The sequence below is a fragment of the Ornithinibacillus salinisoli genome (assembly GCF_042684965.1).
GTDB lineage: Bacteria > Bacillota > Bacilli > Bacillales > Amphibacillaceae > Ornithinibacillus > Ornithinibacillus salinisoli.
Map to the genome: position 1 here is coordinate 42,263 of NZ_JBHUMI010000014.1, position 19,686 is coordinate 61,948.

A 19,686-nucleotide genomic window follows, 5' to 3' on the forward strand; every position below is an offset into this window, starting at 1 on the left:
AAACTCCCTCTCATTTTTATTATTTTTCATTAAGTAACTCTTCCAAATAATCCTCCACATCTTGTCCAATTTCTGTACGAAGTTCTTCTTCTTTCTTTTTTTCAAAATCCTCGAGGTTTCTTTCCATCAAGGTGTTTTTCGCTTTCGTTAAACGAGAAAGGTACCCCTGCTGATAATTTTCCAGATTACTATTTTTTTCCGAACTAACTTTTTTCAAAAAATCTCTTAAATCTTCTTCCCTCCCTTTTAATGAAAGTTCATTCTGATCTAGAAATACATCCTGGATCACAATCCTTTGAACCGCTAATACCTCTTCAACTTCCTTCAAAAAATCTTCTAATAGGCTGCTATCTCTATTAGTCGCATGAGTATTGATCGCAGTAAAAAGTAAAACAAACCAGGTTACTAAAATACATACTATTACTTTTTTCACTACCACCGATCCTTTCGTCTTGTGAAATATCGACCATTTCTACGTTCTCTATCTCTCTGTACCTACATTAACAAAAAATTCTAAATTTAAAATCAGAACAAATCACCAATTATTCAATAGTTAAAAAGTTGGATAAAAGTCAAATTATTACAAATTACCCTAAATAATTTACAAACTAAAACACGAAACAAGTAGAACAACCAAACAAAATGTAACAATACCACAAAAACACACTAGTACTATTTCGCCATAGACTAGGTAATGGTGCCTGTCACCTCCCGCATTCTGTCGGAAAATGTCGGGGACAGGCACCCTCCCCTCTCCCCTCCCCAACCAAAAAAGGTGCCTGCCACTTGTCAAAAATTGACAAGTAACAGGCACCTAAATAAATTTAAGCTGCTTTTGTTTCTTTTTCTACTTTTCTCATTTTCTTCCATCCAAGTGCATATAGCACGATTAGGATAGCAAACACTACGACGATATATAGTAGATTGGATTGGATAAGGTTAATGAGATTACCGAGAACAATCCCAACAACGCCAAAGTCTGCATCTCCGAATGTAGTTCCTTCGAATCCTAATGTTCCAAGTACAGGTAATAGCAATGCAGGTAGGAAGCTAATTAAAAACCCATTGGCCATTGAACCGATAACTGCACCTCTTCGTCCGCCTGTAGCATTTCCAAACACACCAGCTGCAGCACCAGTGAAGAAATGAGGTACTAATCCTGGGACAATAACTTTCAAGCCAAATAGTGGCAATAAAAACATACTAATTAATCCAGCAATGAAACTAAATAAGAATCCAATTATTACAGCGTTCCCAGCAAAAGGGAAAATAGCCGGACAGTCCAATGCAGGTTTTGCATTTGGAACAATTTTATCTGCAACCCCTTTAAATGCAGGAACAATTTCACCTAGTAGCATACGAACCCCGGATAGGATAATGTATACACCAGCAGCAAAAGTTAAACCTTGTAAGAAAGCAAAAACAAGGAAGTTTTGCCCACCACTTAATTCTGATTCAATAAATGCCGGTCCAGCAAAACCAGCTACAACAAAGAACAGAATTGCCATTGTTAACGAAACAGATACAGAAGTATCACGAAGGAATCCAAGTGATTTTGGTACTTTTAATTCCTCTGTTGATTTTGAATTTTTTCCTACTGCTTTACCAACTAAAGCTGAAACAAAGTAACCCACAGAACCAAAATGACCAATTGCAAAATCATCAGATCCTGTAATTTTACGAGTGAAAGGTTGTAACATTGCTGGAGAGAGTACCATCAATGAACCTAAAATGATTGATCCAACAACAATCAATGTCACGCCAGTAATTCCGCCTGTCGTCAAGATAACGCCAATCATACAAGCCATAAACATGGTATGGTGACCTGTTAAAAAGATATATTTATAAGGCGTAAATCTAGCAAGTAATATATTTACAATCATACCAAATAACATTATCATAGCTGTTTCTGTACCAAAGCTTTGTTGCGCTACTGCCACAATCGCCTCATTGTTGGGAATAACTCCATCAACATTAAATGCTTCATTAAACATACTTGAAAATTGACCAAGTGCAAGAACAATAACATTTGCCCCTGCATTTAAAATAACAAATCCCATAATTGTTTTTAATGTCCCTGAAACAACATCAGCGATATTCTTTCGTTGTGCCACTAAACCAACGAGGGCGAACAATCCAACGAGTATGGCTGGAGTTCCTAAGATATCATTCATTATTAAATCTACCATCTTTAATTCTCTCCCTTCTTCAGTTTTTTACACATTGCTTTCTATAGCTTCACGTAATTCATTTTTATCCATTAAATTTTTCAATTTAACAACATTTTTCGTCCCATCTTCCAAGCTTTGCACAATATCTTCAGATCCCAAATACAAGTCAGCTTGTTCTGTTTTGGCAGATGCTAGGTCCGTATGAGAAACGGCTGCTTCTTTTCCTAAATCCTTTAAAATGGCATTAACATTCATCTCCACAATCATGCTACTTCCTAATCCGTTTCCACAAACTACTAATATTTTCTTCATTGTAATTCCCCCTTAATTTATTTGGTGTATGATTTCTAGAACTTCTTCGGTTTTGTTCGAATCTATCAATCTTTTAACATTAGTCTCATTGGATAATAGCTCGGTTAACTGAGATAAGGCTTTTAAATGTGTCTCGTTATCAATTGCAGCTAATACGATAATTAACTGTACCCTGTGCTTTTCTTTATCGGAAAAATATACCGGCTCATCCAACTTGAGAAAACTCATCCCTAGTCGTTCTACACCTGATTCCGGTCGAGCATGTGGAAGAGCAATATTTGGAGCGATTACAATATACGGCCCCAATTCATGTACATTATCAATCATTGCTTGCACATATTCCGGTCGAATTACCTTTTCTGAAAGTAATGGTGCTGCTGCTTCTCGAATAGCTTCTTCCCAGTCGGACACACTTGTTTTTACCTGGATCGTCTTTTCTGTCAATAATTCATGAAGCAATGGTTTTCGTACCTCCTTCGCTTGATGTATTCGTTCTTTTAATAGTTTAGTTAGTGCCGCTTTTAACCCTAATTCGTCGTGTATGGATGCATATTGTTCGATCATATCAATGAAATTTTTCGACTCATCATATTCCGCGGACTCTAGCCCAAACAAATCATTCACCTGTTGGAGAATACGTTCTTTATCCATATTAGATAAAATGGCAGGAACATGGATAACCGGAACTTCTTTTTCCATTATGAAATTGGTTGAAAATATGACGTCTACTTCTTGACGATTTACATTAAACTCTCGAATAGATTGAATCGTTACAACGTCTAAACCAGCAATTAAACTTTCCAATTGTGTTTTAAGCATATTCGATGTGCCAATTCCATTTTCACAAACAATGATCGCCCTATAGTTGACATTTACTTGTTTCTTTTCTTTCGTTAACCAACCACCAAAATGCAGTGCGATATAGGCAATTTCATCCTCGGGAATCGATTTTCCAACATAATACTCCAGATGCATAATAACTTGTCTCGTAAAATGAAAGATATCAATGTAATTAGTTTTGATGCTTTCTGTCAGCTGATTCGAATAGTTAACCCCGTACTTTAGTCGATAATACGTTGGTTTAATATGGGAAATTAAATTTTTTTCAAGTCCCTTTCGATCATCAAATATGACACAAGCATTATTTTGAAAATCAGTAACCATTCTCTCCACAACTTTTTGCAATCCCGAAAGCTCTCTTTCGGAATACGTACTAAAATCATCGTGATGCACTTTCGAACCAAGCAAATGCATTGTAATAAAACATTTTTCATCATCTGGTATTTCAACGTGAAACCGTGACAATAATTTTTCCGCAATAAACTGGGATGCTTGAAAATACGCTGACTCCCTTAAGACATTCTTCTCTTCTGGATCGATGATAATCAATTGCTGTGCATTCACACGCTTCATAACAACAATTAACTGGATCGATAAAATTTCAACCATTTCATCCGTTAACGAGAGACCAAGCTCCCTTTCCGCTTCACCAATAATGGCCAAAATTTCTTCCCGTTCATGAATCGTGTCATTCCTTTGTTCAGCATAAGGATAAAGCAGATCATAAACTTTAGAGCGAAATACCTCCGACTCCTTGTTTAAAAAAGTATAGGAGAGTACATCAGAAAGAAGCTTTCGTTTATTTTCTTCTACCCCTTTAATTTGATAACCTTTAGGGCGGGAATAAATTAAGTCTAATCCATGCTTAAGCATTTTTTGTTTTACCTTTTGCAAATCCTTCACTACTGTTCCACGACTCATTTGGGTTAATTCCATAAATTGTTTCATCGTGGATGGCGCATTTTCTGACAATAGCTTAACAATAAGTAAAAAGTTTCTTTCTATCTCAGAAAATTGATAATCATACTCCTCAGTAACCTGAATACCTTGTGTTTTCAAATTAGACCGTGAAGTCTCCGGTAAATCATATCCCTTACCATAAATATTTTGAATCGGCTCGAGCTGCTGTTCTATTAACCAATCATTAAGATGTTGCAAGTCGTAATAAATAGTACGTTGCGAAACACCTATACTCTCAGATAAAACTTTGGCCTGAACTGGTTCGGATTCTTGCATGATGACAGATAACAAGTACGCGCGTCTTTTATCTAATACCACATCAAAGATCCTTTCTTAACTTCAAATTTGCAATGCATTACAATTAATACAATAATAATCGAATCTACAACAACATTATATAACTAAAATAACCATATTGTAAGGGATTCCAACGTACATAAAATGTAAACCACCAAATTTGCAAAAATGAACAGAAATGGTGCCTGTCACCTCCCGAATTTTGTCGAATGACTTCATAGTATTCGACAAAATAAAAACTGCTGGATTATTATCAAAAATTAATCCAGCAGTTTAAATACACTTTTATGTCTCGGAACCAGCATTCCACGGTGATTTATGTATGGATATATACCTGTTCAAGCTAATATCTTTTAAGCTCCGCAACGGTTCTTTCTATATCTATAAAACCATCTTCATCTAACCGTAAATAATCTTTACGCTCAGCGATCGTCATTGTTTTCCCGTTTCCCAGTCTAGTTGGCCTCTGTAATTGAAGTCCATGTTTTTTCGAATTACTTAATATGCGTTTCACAGCTACTTCCCGTACTTCTCGCTTATTTTCGTCTTCCTCGACACGTATTTTTACACATAACCTATCCTGTTCTAGCTGCAAGTAACATTTATCCAGATGTTCACCACTCCACCAAAAACCCCAAAATCCACCAGAACGATTGGATACATAACCCCAATCTCCATCAATTTCCTTTTGAATTTCTTGATAAAATCCCTGCCATGCAAAATCATCCCATTTTTCCACAGGCTCCGTCCTAAACGCATTTACGCGATCCTCTAATTGCTGTAGATGATGATAATAATCTTGAAAAATAGCATTTTGAACGCCATCATCTATTCCTTTTTTCAAAACGGCTAGCATTTGTTGACGTTTAAACGGTACATAATCAGCACTTTCAATGGAACGATAATTACTCTGATCAGCAATTTTATAGTATATTGGCAACTGAATTAATTCCGGAAACTCCTCACTCACTGCTTCCTTATACCGTTCCAGCTGATTAGAATGATTTTTCGTAAACGTCTTATCTTCAATTAAAATAGCATATGTACCATTAATCACAGCTAAAATATCAAGTGACTTAAATTGGCGCTCAATATGAACAGTTTCTATTCGAGGTGCTGGGGTGTTATGTAGGAAAAAGATCTCTTCAAGAAAGGCAACCGCCACTTCATGAATAGATCGATCCACATCACTATAGGCTTCCTCACCCCAGGACATTAACCAGCATAAAAATGCATCCTGTGACAGTTCACTCGTTGCAAACTGAAAGATATTCGGTGGCTCAAGAAAAGCAGACCGGCTATCACGTACTTGCTTCAGTAACTCCTCCACATCATGATTTCCTATGTAATCCTCCCAGTAGCCACGGCCAAGTAATGCATCCACATGCATCGGTGGCCAGATAACGGAATCATGTACATCAAGAATTCTTCCTTGCATATTAGGGTATAGCAACAAAAGACGATCCTTATCCTGTTGAGCAATCGCCCTCGGTAAAGCCTCCTCTCTTAATAGAAATCCACAATGATTTCCACAAATGTAAGCAGGAAAAGCATCCATGATTACTCCTCCATCATTTGTATCAATCAAACACTCCCCAACATCCTCCATCAACTCAGCCCCACACTCCGGGCAAACCAAACTACCCATCACAACTCCCCCTTTTGTCGGTGCCAGGCACCACCCGATTAATGTCGAATTTTGTCGGTGCCAGGCACCAAATAGAACCACCATTTTAATGCTGGTGGTACGCATAATACGATTAGCAATATCCTGACTAATTGCAGGGCGCTTACTACGGCAGGATCTCCTCCAACGTTATATGCAGTTAAAACCATTTCAAAAAATCCACCTGGAGAAATGGACAAAATAGCCGTTGCATAATTTAGCGTTGTTATATTCGCAAGCAATGCCCCAAGACCAAATGATACGCAAATAATCGTTACCGATAGTCCGAAGTACAGGAAAATATATTTCCCACCTACTTTTAGATCCTCAAAAATCATTTTCTTTCCAAGACTCGCTCCAACGGCAACCTGTGCTGCATTCATAACTATAGAAGGGATTGAAGCCATTTCAATTGGACTTACATTCATGACGGCTGTAATTCCAAGCGCACCAATAATAATACCTGCAGGGATTTTGTCACGAATGAACAAAGCCGCTATGATCGGAACAACAAACCAACTATACCTCCACAAACTTCCATCAGTAGCTTCCGTAACAACGATATTACCAACACCTGCATCACTTCCACTGAATAGGAACGTCATAAAAGGAGGAATCATAAATAGCACCGTAATCAACCGGATCGTTTGAAAAATAACTACTAAGGAAGAATTACCTTTCATTGATTCACTAGCAATGGCCATTTCGGACAATCCGCCTGGAATACATGAAAACACACTCGTTGTTCGATCTACCGAAATCCACCGTGAGACGATCGCCCCTAAAAATACACACACAATAATTAACAAAAATGTCATGCCGATATATGGCATTACATAAGGAATCACTGTCTCAAATGTTTCTTTTGTAAAATACAATCCAAAATAAATGCCCAAGACGATAAATCCACCATTGCGAACCGAATCTGGCACAACTAATTTCCGCTTCGTAAACCCTTGCCAAAGCATAACAAATGCTAAAGCACCAAGTACCCATGGCAACGGAAAATCTAGCAAATAAAAAATATAACCTCCGAGACATGCAATTATAAAAGTTTCCAATAAATTTAACATCCGCACGAAAAAGACTCCTTTGATGTCACTAACATTCTAGTAATTATTTCTTTCTATTATTATAGCCCTAGAATGTAAATGGACAAAACAAAGTAGATTATAAAACTCTTAGTGCCTGGCACCGACACAAATCGACAGGTGACAGGCACCTTATCATAAAAAAATTCCTTTCTCATGTTTAAAATCTATTAACCTTGGACATCCTTCTATTAAACTACTAATCTACGAGAAAGGTTTGAAGAAAATGATGAAAAAAATAATCAGTCGTTCACTTGTTACTGGATTTTTATTAACGATATTCTTTTTTGTACCAACGATAATTGCTAATGCAGAGGAATCAGGGCAACTATTTGAGGTAGATATAACCTTATTAAACATGAGAACAGATCCAAGTCATGAATCACAAATAATTGGTCAGCTTGAAGATGGAGACAGATTAAGAGTTTTTGAGGAAGAAAATGGCTGGGTAAAAACATTTTTTGATGGCAAACCTGTATGGGTTGCTGCAAGCTATTTAATTTTCATTGAAGAAAAACCAAAAAATGAAGAAAGTCCACCAGAAGAGAATACGAATGAAGATGATACAAATTCATCCAAAAACACCGACAATGAAGACGGTAACAATAATGAAAATAATAATAATGAAAGCGAAAATGAAGATAATGAAAAGGAAGAAACAGACACTTCATCTGAGCAAAAATCTATGGAAGATTATTTTCGAATATCAGATTTTATAGGAAGTAAACCGCTTTTCGCAGATACTCCAGATGAACAAACAGACGATCAACCAGATGAGCAATTCAAAACAATGGAACCGAAAGAAGAAAAAATCTCGAAGAATGCCATTGAAATAACCGATGAATTATTGCAAGACTATCACATTGTTATTGACCCTGGTCATGGCGGAAATGACTCCGGCGCTACAAGTAAAGGGCTTCTGGAAAAGACATTAACCTTAGCTACTGCAGAAAAAGTAGCAGAACACTTGGAGCATGCAGGTGCTAATGTTCAGCTTACGAGAGAAGAAGATAAATATATTTCACTCGATGAACGAATTTACACGAGCAATAGTCAGGATACAGATGCATACATCAGTCTCCACTTTGATTCCTATAATGATACCAGTGTAAATGGCGTTAATACGTATTATTATCATGAAAATACGAGCTTAGATCTTGCAAAAGTTATTCACTCGAAACTAATAAAGAGCACAGACATGAACGATCGAGGCATACGAAAAACTGGATTTCTCGTCTTAAGAGAAAATGATAATCCTGCAGTTCTACTTGAATTAGGATTCATGACTAATCCAGAAAATCTAGAAATAATCCAAACCGAAAACTACCAAAACAAAGTAGCCGAAGCAATTACAGACGGTTTAATCGAATATTTTGATGAGGAATAAAAAAAGAGGTGCCTGTCACTTGTCAATTTTTGACAAGTGACAGGCACCTAAAATACAGCAACTTAAGTTAATTTCTCTATGTCTGTTACGGTAAAGTTATGTTTGTCTAAATCCATTTCAATTTCTTTTGCTAGTTTCTCGTCTACTTCTTTCGGTAAGACGATACAAACTCTCCTTACATATTGAGAGTTATTATTTAATGAAATTACACTCTGTACATTACAGTATTTATTTATAACTTTTAGCATTTTTCGTAGGACACCAGCATACTCAATTGTTCCTATCGTAAAGGAATAGCTACCATTGTGAACACCCCAAGCATTTTCTAGCACTTGAATAACGTTTCCATTCGTCAATATTCCTAGAAATTCTTTAGAATCATCAACTACAGCCAGGTACGGTAACTTTTTAATGGAAGAAAATACTTTAAAGAATGCATCGTCTTCTTTGACAAAACTATCTTCACGGTCAGAAATTAGATCTGATAATGACCCTGTCAACGAATGATCTATCTCATATTCCAATAGATCGACCTTATAAATATTTCCGACATACTTCTTTCCTTCCGCATCTAAAACAGGGATACATCTATAACCGGAATCCTCCAGTTTTTTCATTGTTTGCTCTATGCTGTCATTTTCATGCACAAACACAACGTCTTTTTTATTGACATAATCGTTTTTGACTAGCATGGTTATCCCCCCTAAATTTTAACTTGACGAGCATCCACTACCTTACAATTCTATTATCCTATATTTTCTATCCGATAGCAAGAACTACCAATTATACATATGAAGAAAAACAACAAACTATACATAAAGCTTCATTAAGTACGTTTTCCCCTCACAAAAGGCTGTGCCCTCGCTATAAATTTCAGTAATCACTTGAGTTTTTTCTGATCATCACGCTTTCACAACCGGTAGTTTTACATGTGTTGGATAATCTTTATTATGAAACACTTTTTGTGTGGCAACGACAAACTCGGTATCCTCGCCTGGTTTATTCCCTGTATTTTGATTTGGGAATGCTAAATTTACAGCTCCCGAAGTGATGGCAACTCGTATTCGATGCCCTTTTTTAAAGGTATTTGCTATTTTGGTCATTCGAATATCATATTTTTCTACTCTACTAGGTTCAAGTAATTCAGGTGATTCAAATGAATGGCGATATCTTGCCCGAATAATCCCATCGGATAAACGAACGGAATTTCCATTTTCATCCACATCTGTTAAACGAACTACCCAATCCGTGTCACGAGCTGAACTGGATGCGTATAAAACGGCATACACATCTCCAGCTATTTCTACATCTTCTTCAAGGGGAGCTGACGTGTAAACAAGCACATCATCCCGAAGTTCAACCTCGTTATAAATTTCTGGAACACTACACTCATTTTCAGAAACATCAATCAAATATGGCGCTGCATTCTGTGGATTAAACTGATAGCTGTCTACCTTTTCTTGATTCACCATCTCAAATGACAAAACTCCTTGACCCGTTCCTTCGTTGGCGTTTCCTTCACTTGATACATAGAACTCCCGATAGTCTATATCAGCTGGTGGCCATTGATTACTCTGTTTCCACTCATTTGAGCCTACCACATAATATTGGACAGTTCCTTCCTTCTCGACACCGTTGTGAATACCCTTTAAAAATCGATCAAACCACTTTTGATATAAAATATCTAAGTCATATCGAATAGCATTTTTACCAAACTGAACATCATGTATTTGTCTTGTCGAGTTGGCATTATGATACCACGGACCCAGCACTAATCGTTGATTTTCCCTCTGATTCTTCTGATTCAATTCCCAAGCTTGTGTCGTTCCCATTCCATCGTCATCATACCAACCAGAAACATATAAGGAAGGGACATTAATTTTATCACCGTGTAGCGTGAAATCCGACTGTGACCAAAATGAATCATTATCCTCATGTTCAAACCACTTCGTTAAAAAAGGAACATCCTCACCTAACGCTTTTTGCGGAATATCTTTTATCGGACGATGGGCTAATAGTTCATCCCAATCATATCGATTCATTGCTTCGATATTCATTCTTCTATCTGCCATCATAAAAGCCCAAGCTAATGTACCAGACATAAGTGTCCCGCCTTTTCGTGGAATATCCACGAATGCAGTTCCAGCAGTCACTAAACTAATGATAGCTTTTAAATGAGGATTCCCACTCGCTGCTGCAGCCCATTGGACAAATCCACCATAGGAACCACCAATCATACCAACCTTCCCATCTGACCAAGCTTGGCTAGCAATCCAATTTAACGTATCATCCCCATCCTGGATCTCTGAAGCCATCGGAATCCACTCACCTTCAGAATCCTCGCGTCCTCTTGTATCTTGAACAACGAGAGCAAATCCACGTTTTACATATCGATACATATGAGGTCCACCAAACACCTCACTTAATCGTCCATAAGGAGTACGGATTAGTATCGTAGGAACTTTTTCTCCTGTCGATAGATTGTTAGGAAGCCAAATATCCGTTGCAAGGTGAATCCCGTCCCGCATTGGTACATCATGACGACCGAGATGATTGACTCCATGCTCTACTTCTGACAACAAGGAATCTTCCCATAGCATTAATGGGGTGAACGTCTCGAATCCACTTTTCACCAGTATCATACTATCTTCCCTGCCATGAAATAGGAAGGCCACAATTTCCTTATTTACAGTTACAATATCAACAGGCAGCTTTTGATTCATTAAAGTCCAGACAATACCTTCTTGCTCTTTGCCCGCAACATTAGTTGCAAGCACTTGATATTTTTCATAGCGTTCCTCAGTAGTCAAGGTCACTGTATCCCCACTAAAATTTACTTTTTCGAATGAACCTATATTCAGTTGTTCAAAATAAACTGGAAATGGCTCTAACCCTTTCGAATCAAATCGTACTCCATCTTTTTCAAACTGTACGACACCTTCAAGTATGCCAGATTTATAGAAATCAAAACTAGATCCATAGATGCTCATTTTTCCCATCCTCCTTGAAAATAAACTCAAATGCATTTCTAAAACGGCTAGATTAAGCACCAATCAAACTTCGAATGACATATGCAATACCTATTCCGATATAGTTACCGAGTGCCATACCAATTGATCCGAGAATTATTGCAGTACCAATTATCGATTTCCATTTTGCAGATCCCGCAACAACAGCAGCGCTAGTGCCATCTGCAACAGCTGCAACAACTGATATTAAGACATACTGATACTCAATTTTGAAAAGTCGACATAACAAAATGTGTAATAAGAATGAACCTAAAATAATCACAAAACAGAATACGGCAATGATTGGTGCAGAGTTTGCAAATTCTTTTAGATCAATGGTTAACCCAATAATAACTAAGAAAAACATTGCTACAAAAATACCTAAGTCCGTGTTTCCAGGTATGGAACGGATGTGTTTAAACTGTGCTAAAATAATAGCAATTGTTGTTATAAAGATAATTTTCAACGCACTAGCATATAATTCAGGAAATAATCCTGCAAGCCCTTGAGAAATAGCTGTGACACCAAAACCTATAGCAAATAAAATGGCTACATCTGTGATTGACCATTTCTTCTTCGCAAATAGATCATTCTCATCATTTGCTAAAGCATTATCCTCTTTCAACGAGTATGGCCACCATTTTTTAAACCAAGTTGATTTTGCGATCAAACCAGGAAGTGCGAAGAATAAAACTAAAGCAGGAATACCAACAACATAATCTGCTGCATTTGCACTTGCAAACAGCTCTGGTGATGCATCTAATCCGGTACCAATTGCCGTTAAGTTCGAACTACCACCAGTGTATGTACCAATAAACATTCCAGCTAACTTCCATCCATCAGCTATTTTCGATGCAAAAAACAAGCTAGCAATTAATGTTACAATTGACACACTTAGAACAGCAAACCCCATCGCAAGAAGTGGTCTTTTCGCCAAAGCTAGCCACTCTTTCAAATTAACATTTAATAACATCATCGTTAATGATACAGGAATCGCATATTCGAAAAACGTCCCATAAACATCATGCCAATGTGGCAAAATACCAACATTGCCTAATATAATTCCGATAATAACACTGAACAGTGCGGGACCAGCCCAACTTGCCCACTTATATCGAAGAACAAAAAACGAAAACGCTACGGATGTCGTAAGAATCGCTAAAACAACTACATTACTATTAATTAATGACTCCATTATTTTCCCCCCTTAAAAATTCGTAAAAAATTTCCACCTAGTAATGCTTTAACAGCTTCATCGTCATATCCTCTTCTAGATAATTTGTCAATAAATTCAGGTAGTGATTGATGACCAGGAATTACATCGAAAGGCTTCCGTGGCATGCTTGCCAAATCTTCCGAAGACACATATTTCATCACGTCATCACATAAATCTAACCCAATACCAACATGATTGATCCCAGCAACATCCACAAGATAATCGAGATGATTAATAAGTTGATCCATATCACTCTTTTCGTCCGTATTACCAACAAGCATACTCGCTGCATTGACACCAATCACACCGTTTGTTTTAGCAATTGCTACTATCTGATCATCTGCTAAATTGCGCATCGTTGAACATAAAGTGCGAGCATTGGAATGGGAAGCAATTACCGGTTTAGTAGCTAACGCGATGACATCCCAAAAGCCTTCATCATTTAGATGAGAAACATCAATGGTTATACCTAATTTTTCCGCCTCTTCAATAACTCTCACTCCAAATTCAGTTATACCACTAATTCTACCTTCTTTTACAGGTTGAAAATGACTCCCATCGCCAATCGCATTCCTACGGCTCCATACTAAACCTAGATTACGAACACCTAATTCATAAAAAACCCGTAATAAACTCAGATCATTTCCGAGTGGCTCAGCACCTTCAATAGATAGTAGAAACCCAATCTTCCCCCATGCTTTTGCCATCTCCATATCCTCGGCGTTATAGCAAATCATCAATTTGTCAGACGAATCAGCTACTTCTTCATACAAAGCACTAATTTGACCTAATGCTTTTCGAAGTGCCATTTCCGGTACAAAGGTGCTATCAACAAATATGGATGCAACAACTACATCGACACCACCTTTTACAAACCGAGGATAATAATCGGTTTCGATTACATTTGATCTACCACGTTCTCGTTGGATTTGAACATCCATCAATAAATCAAAATGTCCGTCTATAACTAATGGACTATTCTGAATTTTTTTCTTATCTCGTTTTCCATTCAATGACTTTTCCCTCCCTCATATTTTTTAATAAAATAGATGAGGTATATAACCCCATCTATTTCGTTAGCACATGCTAGTTAAAACACATATTCTCGCTTCTCTACTGTAAATTCTTCTAATGCTTCATCATCTATGTCATAGCCAATCCCAGATTTAGTCGGTACTTTAATCACTCCATTTTCCACGAAAACTTCTGGTTTAATAATGTCCTTTTTCCAATAGCGTGAGGACCCTGCCGTATCTCCAGGCAATGTAAATTGTGGCAATGTCGTTAGAGCAACATTATGCGCACGACCAACGCCAGCTTCTAGCATTCCACCACACCATACTGCAACCCCTTTTTCCAAACAATAATCATGAATTCGTTTCGCCTCACGAAGACCACCTACACGTCCGATTTTAATATTAATTATTTTACAACTGCCTAGTTCTACTGCTTTTCTAGCATCTGCCAAAGAATGAATACTTTCATCTAAGCAAATCGGAGTATGGATTTCTGCTTGTAGTTTGGCATGATCGACAATATCATCGTGCTCCAGCGGTTGTTCAATCATCATCAAATCAAATTCATCTAGTTTCTTTAAATGTTCAAGATCATCCAATGTGTAAGCAGAATTAGCATCAGCCATGATTAATGTATCCGGAAACGACTCGCGTACTTTTCGCAACACATCGATATCCCAACCTGGTTTAATTTTTAATTTAATACGCTTATATCCTTCGCGCACATAATGCCCAATCGTTAGTAATAGATCATTTACGGATGGTTGAATACCAATACTAATGCCAACATCAATTTCTGTTTTATCCCCACCTAGTAATTGTGATAAAGGAACCCCCTGCCGTTTTGCATATAAGTCCCATATCGCTCCTTCTAGGGTAGACTTCGCCATATTATTTCCTCTAATTGATGAAAATAGATCATGTACTTCCTCTGGATGATTGATCTTATTTTCTTTCAAGATGTTAATTAAAAAATCTTCTATGACATGTAGATTCGTTTTAACCGTTTCTTCACTGTACCATGGAATCGTAAATGCAACAGATTCGCCAAAGCCACGATTACCTTCCGAATCAACAACCTCTGCGATAAAAAACTCTTTATCTTCCATCGTGCCAAAACTAGTCGTAAAAGGATCGTTTAATTGCATCATTAATCTACGTAAAATAATTTTCTTTATAGGAATAGTCATGCCGTTAATCTCCTTATTTGTTTTATGAAAAACAGTAATAACTGACGCCATCTCTTCTAATCAGATCCGTTGCTTGATACCCGTTTGAAAATAGTTCTAGAAATACTTTCCGTGTTTCATACCGCCATGTTATCGCAAGCTCTAAATTATTTTGCTTTAGTTCCTGAAAATTTGTAGGAATTGCCACTAGCCAGGAGTTCTGTTTGCTATCAAATGATCCCTCCGAAAATTTTTTCGTTAGAACTGGTTCACCTCTTTCATTCTTTTCAAGCAATACGTTGTTTAGATGGAATGACTCGGTACAGATCTTACTTTTCTTATTAAATCGCCATTCAATTTGGATCCGATCTGTTGGCAACCCTTTATTTAGCCCATCATCCATCATCCCATAATGATTCACTTTATATGATGCACCTACACTGCCAAGCTTGTGTAAATTCACATACGCATTCAAGCTTTCCAAAGGATCAAATGTCCACGTCATCATTTCATAGCCTAATTCTCGTGCAACTTCCGCCTGTTTGAATTTCATTTTTACACCCAATCCACCATTTCGATAAGCAGGCAAAATACCTAGCATATGTGAGCAGAGATAGGGATTTTCCCCATCAAATCCTGCAAAGCTATATTGGAACCCGATCATTTTTTCACCGATAAAAGCTCCCAGCATCAGCCCACCATTGTACGAAGCTGTATACGTTTGATGGACTGGAGTTGGTTCGGCTTGCCAAACAGCTGCCTCTACTTCCTGCATCTGGCGTAATTCTTCCATCGTTGTTAAGCGTCGGATTTCTACCGTTTCCTGCATGAAAAATCCTCCCTTTCCTAATAGTTATCAGCAGTTAGTACCAATACTTTCGCTAACACTTCAACAGCCTCGGGAATAACTTCATGCTTAAAAGTCATATTGGGATGATGTAGTCCCGGATGTAGATCACAGCCTATCGCAAGCATGGTAGCTTTTAAGTCTGGTCGTTTGATCGTATAAAAATGGAAATCATCTCCACCAGTTGTCGTTATCATTGATGCTAATTTATCCTGTCCTACTGATTGAACAATTGCTTCTTTCATATTCAAGCTCGCTTCCTCATTAATGACAGCTGCTGCAATATTAGCTCCAACTTCCAAGTCAATTTCAACTTCATGGTAATCAGAAAGCAATCTGATAACACGTTCAATTTTTCCGTGTAATGCATCCATCACTTCATTAGTTTGTGCACGGATATCAAGGGAAAGTGATGCATTTCCGGGAATAATATTCGAACTATCTCCACCAGCGTGGAATTTTGTCATTTTCACCGAATATGGAACCATTGGATCCAAATGAATATTATTTAAATGTTGGACAAGTTCACTACCAATCTGAATTGCATTGACATTTAAATGTGGCCTTGCTCCATGAGCATCCTCTCCACGGATTATTCCCTTTAAAAATCGTGCCGCTCCGTGCTGAATAGCTGGTGCATACTGTCCATACTGTAATTCTTGCATTGGTCGCAAATGCATCCCATATAAAAAGTCAACGTCATCTACTACACCTTTTTCTACGAATGCTAATGCACCAGTTCCCTTTTCTTCAGCAGGTTGAAAAATAAATCGAAACGTCCCCTGATTCGGAAGATCTTGATCAAGTAGTGTTAGTAATGTCCCTATTACAATTGTCATATGGGCATCATGACCACAAGAGTGATTTGCTTGGAATATACCGTCTACCTCCTGCCATAGCGCATCCATATCTGCTCGCAAGGCAACAACAGGTTTTCCCTGACCAATCTCAATAACGATACCTGGAGAATCCTCAAACGAAGTAATCCTACACTCCTCATAACCCTCAAAAATCCCCCTAATATAATCCGTTGTACCAAACTCATCCCAACTCACCTCCGGATTCGAATGTAAGTACTGAAATATGGTGCCTGTCACTCCCCGTATTTTGTCTAAATTTGTCGACATACAAATGCTCCTTTCTTTATTTTACTTAGCAAAAAAGTCTGTTGCTTCAATTGCGTCCAACATCTCCACTCGTTTTTGAAACGTTTCTGGATTTCTTAATGATATTGTAGAAACAATACTATTCATCAAAGAAAAAACAATTGGGGCTGCATCCAGCGTTGATTTCACATCTAAACGGATGGGCAATATGAGATCGGAAAAATCTGCAATAGGAGCAAATTTTGAATCAGAAATAGAAACCACAAAAGCACCTTGCTGTTTAGCTAGTTTAGCACTTTGAATAGTACTTACTGCATATCTATGAAAGGAAAAAGCAACAAATACACTGTTAGTTGTAACCTCACTAAGTCGCAATAAAACATCATCTATATTTGGTTGAAAAAAACGTGTCTTGCCAATCACTAAGTCAAGTGCAAAGGCAAACCAATTAGCTAATGCATGAGAAGACCGAACACCTGATACAAGAATACGATCTGCATTTGAGAGTTTGGTAACAACAGTATCTAAATCATCCTCCGATATTTGTTCAATTACCTTTTGGATATTATGTATATCATGTAACATTAGATTCTTAATAGAAGTTTTACCTTCGTCTTTATCCTCTACATAATCAGATAGACTACTTCTATTTAATAAACAACTCTGAACTTCTTGCTGAAGATCGCTATATCCTTTATAACCAAGTTTATGGCAAAACCGAATTATTGTCGTCTCACTAACCCCAACTTCTTTACTAGCCTGCATCGCAGAATTCAAAGCAAATACGTTCGGATTTCGATAAAAGTATGAAGCAACCTTCTGAAAGCTTTTGGAATAGGTAGAATGTTGCTCATCCATTCTATTGAAAATATGTTCCATTTAACCATTCCTTTATTCGAAGGGAATCCTTCATTAATTATAAATATAAAGTGAATCCTTCATAAGTTTACGAGTATATTAACAAACTTCATATGTTTTTTCAATATAAAATCTTAGGAATTTTTTAAAAATATCAAATAACTTCGTGAGCTTCGACAAAATTCGGGAGGTGACAGGCACTTGAAGTTTTAATGATTCATATATAATATTTAAAAAAGCTGCCAGTTAATGTGAGAAAATCACATCAATCTGACAGCTTTATGATCATAAATATAGTTATGCTCTCCTTAATTACGATCACCATTAAATATGGAGTTCTTCACTACAACATAATCCACTTCACGGATAGCATCTAATGTAGTGCCACCAGCATAAGATATAGAAGACTGGAGATCCTGCTCCATCTCCGTAAGTGTATCTTGTAATTGACCTTTATACTCCACAATCATTTTTTTACCTTCAACGTTCTTCTTTTCACCTTTTTGGAATTCAGATGCAGAACCAAAGTACTCTTTATACAGTACGCCATCCTTTTCAACCATTTCACCAGGTGACTCTTCATGTCCAGCAAACAATGATCCAACCATTACCATAGTCGCCCCAAATCGAATGGACTTGGCGATATCCCCGTTAGTTCGAATACCACCATCAGCAATAATCGGTTTGGTCGCTGCTTCAGCACAAGCTTTCACTGCTGCCAATTGCCAGCCTCCTGTACCGAATCCTGTTTTAATCTTCGTGATACATACTTTTCCTGGTCCAATTCCTACTTTTGTTGCATCCGCACCAGCCTCTTCTAAATCCTTCACTGCTTCAGGGGTTCCAACATTCCCAGCAATGACAAAAGTTTCAGGCAAGTGATTCTTTATATGTTGAATCATTTCGATCACCGCATCAGAATGACCATGTGCAATATCGATCGTAATATATTCTGGTACTAGCTGCTCTGCTACTAATTTTTCAACAAATTGATATTCTTCTGCTTTCACTCCTACACTGATCGAAGCGATCAAGTCACGTGATTTCATATCACGAATAAAATCTGCACGTTTCTCTGCTTCAAAACGATGCATGATATAAAAATACCCATTCTCAGCTAAAGTAATTGCAATTTTTTCATCAATAATAGTCTGCATGTTTGCAGGTACGACAGGTAACTTAAATGAATGCCCACCAAGTGTTGTTGTAGTATCACATTCAGATCTGCTATTCACCACGCATTTTCGTGGAATCAACTGGATATCTTCATAATCAAATATATTTTCCATCGTACACACTCCTAAATACGAATATTAATTATAAGTTGTTTTAAAACGTTCGCCTTTAGTAATGTAACTTATTTTCTGAAAGATGTCAAAGGTTTTTGAACAAATTCCAAGCCCTATCTCCCTAATGTCGAAATATGTAGGTGCCTGTCACTTGTCAAAAATTGACAAGTGACAGGCACCCCGATGGTTTATTTTTCTTCAAACTAAACTGTCTACTCTTACCTAAACGCTGCTTCCCTAGTTCAAAAAATTTAAAATGATTCCAATAAGGACGAATAACACAGAACCTCCTACCATAAAGTAGCCGATTAGCTTTATTGGTAGCGGAAGTCTTCCCTTTTTGCCTAAAGGAGTTCCTACTATATTTTGTTGATGTTCCATTGCATCGTTAAATGGTTTATGTGGTCCTTCGTTATAACTAGACATGATTTCCTCCTTTTTGGAAATGCCTGA

At 37.4% G+C, this 19,686-nt stretch carries 17 protein-coding genes; 1 reads left to right on the forward strand and 16 read right to left on the reverse strand.

What is annotated here, in order from left to right:
- Positions 1 to 19 precede the first annotated feature (19 nt).
- The 6 genes from ACFSTA_RS07595 to ACFSTA_RS07620 all read right to left on the reverse strand — a co-directional run bounded on the left by ACFSTA_RS07595 (position 20) and on the right by ACFSTA_RS07620 (position 7,319).
- Positions 20 to 433, reverse strand: a complete 414-nt coding sequence (locus ACFSTA_RS07595; RefSeq protein ID WP_377556003.1) for a hypothetical protein — start codon at positions 431 to 433, stop codon at positions 20 to 22.
- A gap of 391 nt (positions 434 to 824) precedes the next feature.
- Positions 825 to 2,189, reverse strand: coding sequence for a PTS ascorbate transporter subunit IIC (locus tag ACFSTA_RS07600; RefSeq protein WP_377556004.1), 1,365 nt, complete (start codon positions 2,187 to 2,189; stop codon positions 825 to 827).
- Between the two features lie 27 nt (positions 2,190 to 2,216).
- Positions 2,217 to 2,483, reverse strand: coding sequence for a PTS sugar transporter subunit IIB (locus ACFSTA_RS07605; protein ID WP_377556005.1), 267 nt, complete (start codon positions 2,481 to 2,483; stop codon positions 2,217 to 2,219).
- A 12-nt stretch (positions 2,484 to 2,495) separates the two neighbouring features.
- On the reverse strand, positions 2,496 to 4,601 hold the full coding sequence (locus ACFSTA_RS07610; protein ID WP_377556006.1) for a BglG family transcription antiterminator: 2,106 nt from the start codon (positions 4,599 to 4,601) through the stop codon (positions 2,496 to 2,498).
- A 322-nt stretch (positions 4,602 to 4,923) separates the two neighbouring features.
- Positions 4,924 to 6,228, reverse strand: coding sequence for a PD-(D/E)XK nuclease family protein (locus tag ACFSTA_RS07615; RefSeq protein ID WP_377556007.1), 1,305 nt, complete (start codon positions 6,226 to 6,228; stop codon positions 4,924 to 4,926).
- A gap of 38 nt (positions 6,229 to 6,266) precedes the next feature.
- On the reverse strand, positions 6,267 to 7,319 hold the full coding sequence (locus ACFSTA_RS07620) for an AbrB family transcriptional regulator (RefSeq protein ID WP_377556445.1): 1,053 nt from the start codon (positions 7,317 to 7,319) through the stop codon (positions 6,267 to 6,269).
- 244 nt (positions 7,320 to 7,563) lie between these two features.
- On the opposite strand from ACFSTA_RS07620, the gene ACFSTA_RS07625 reads away from it, so the two are divergent.
- Positions 7,564 to 8,724, forward strand: a complete 1,161-nt coding sequence (locus ACFSTA_RS07625) for an N-acetylmuramoyl-L-alanine amidase (RefSeq protein WP_377556008.1) — start codon at positions 7,564 to 7,566, stop codon at positions 8,722 to 8,724.
- 62 nt (positions 8,725 to 8,786) lie between these two features.
- Here ACFSTA_RS07625 and cbpA read toward each other — a convergent pair whose 3' ends face one another.
- From cbpA to ACFSTA_RS07675, 10 genes are all read right to left on the reverse strand, one after another.
- The gene (cbpA, locus tag ACFSTA_RS07630) at positions 8,787 to 9,416 is read right to left on the reverse strand and encodes a cyclic di-AMP binding protein CbpA (RefSeq protein WP_377556009.1); all 630 of its coding nucleotides are present in this window, start codon (positions 9,414 to 9,416) and stop codon (positions 8,787 to 8,789) included.
- A 210-nt stretch (positions 9,417 to 9,626) separates the two neighbouring features.
- Positions 9,627 to 11,714 (reverse strand): CocE/NonD family hydrolase, encoded by a 2,088-nt coding sequence (locus ACFSTA_RS07635; protein ID WP_377556010.1) that lies wholly within the window; start codon positions 11,712 to 11,714, stop codon positions 9,627 to 9,629.
- A gap of 52 nt (positions 11,715 to 11,766) precedes the next feature.
- The gene (locus tag ACFSTA_RS07640) at positions 11,767 to 12,927 is read right to left on the reverse strand and encodes a DUF819 family protein (RefSeq protein WP_377556011.1); all 1,161 of its coding nucleotides are present in this window, start codon (positions 12,925 to 12,927) and stop codon (positions 11,767 to 11,769) included.
- The gene (locus ACFSTA_RS07645) at positions 12,927 to 13,961 is read right to left on the reverse strand and encodes a dipeptidase (RefSeq protein WP_377556012.1); all 1,035 of its coding nucleotides are present in this window, start codon (positions 13,959 to 13,961) and stop codon (positions 12,927 to 12,929) included. Before ACFSTA_RS07645 ends, ACFSTA_RS07640 begins: the two co-directional genes overlap by 1 nt.
- Before the next feature lie 77 nt (positions 13,962 to 14,038).
- Complete coding sequence (gene menC / locus ACFSTA_RS07650) at positions 14,039 to 15,154, reverse strand: o-succinylbenzoate synthase (protein ID WP_377556013.1); 1,116 nt, start codon at positions 15,152 to 15,154, stop codon at positions 14,039 to 14,041.
- 22 nt (positions 15,155 to 15,176) lie between these two features.
- Positions 15,177 to 15,962 (reverse strand): GNAT family N-acetyltransferase, encoded by a 786-nt coding sequence (locus ACFSTA_RS07655; RefSeq protein WP_377556014.1) that lies wholly within the window; start codon positions 15,960 to 15,962, stop codon positions 15,177 to 15,179.
- A 17-nt stretch (positions 15,963 to 15,979) separates the two neighbouring features.
- The gene (locus ACFSTA_RS07660) at positions 15,980 to 17,107 is read right to left on the reverse strand and encodes a M20 peptidase aminoacylase family protein (protein WP_377556015.1); all 1,128 of its coding nucleotides are present in this window, start codon (positions 17,105 to 17,107) and stop codon (positions 15,980 to 15,982) included.
- 21 nt (positions 17,108 to 17,128) lie between these two features.
- Complete coding sequence (locus tag ACFSTA_RS07665) at positions 17,129 to 17,965, reverse strand: MurR/RpiR family transcriptional regulator (RefSeq protein ID WP_377556016.1); 837 nt, start codon at positions 17,963 to 17,965, stop codon at positions 17,129 to 17,131.
- 287 nt (positions 17,966 to 18,252) lie between these two features.
- On the reverse strand, positions 18,253 to 19,233 hold the full coding sequence (gene guaC, locus ACFSTA_RS07670) for a GMP reductase (RefSeq protein WP_377556017.1): 981 nt from the start codon (positions 19,231 to 19,233) through the stop codon (positions 18,253 to 18,255).
- 237 nt (positions 19,234 to 19,470) lie between these two features.
- Complete coding sequence (locus ACFSTA_RS07675; RefSeq protein ID WP_377556018.1) at positions 19,471 to 19,659, reverse strand: hypothetical protein; 189 nt, start codon at positions 19,657 to 19,659, stop codon at positions 19,471 to 19,473.
- Between the last annotated feature and the right edge of the window lie 27 nt (positions 19,660 to 19,686).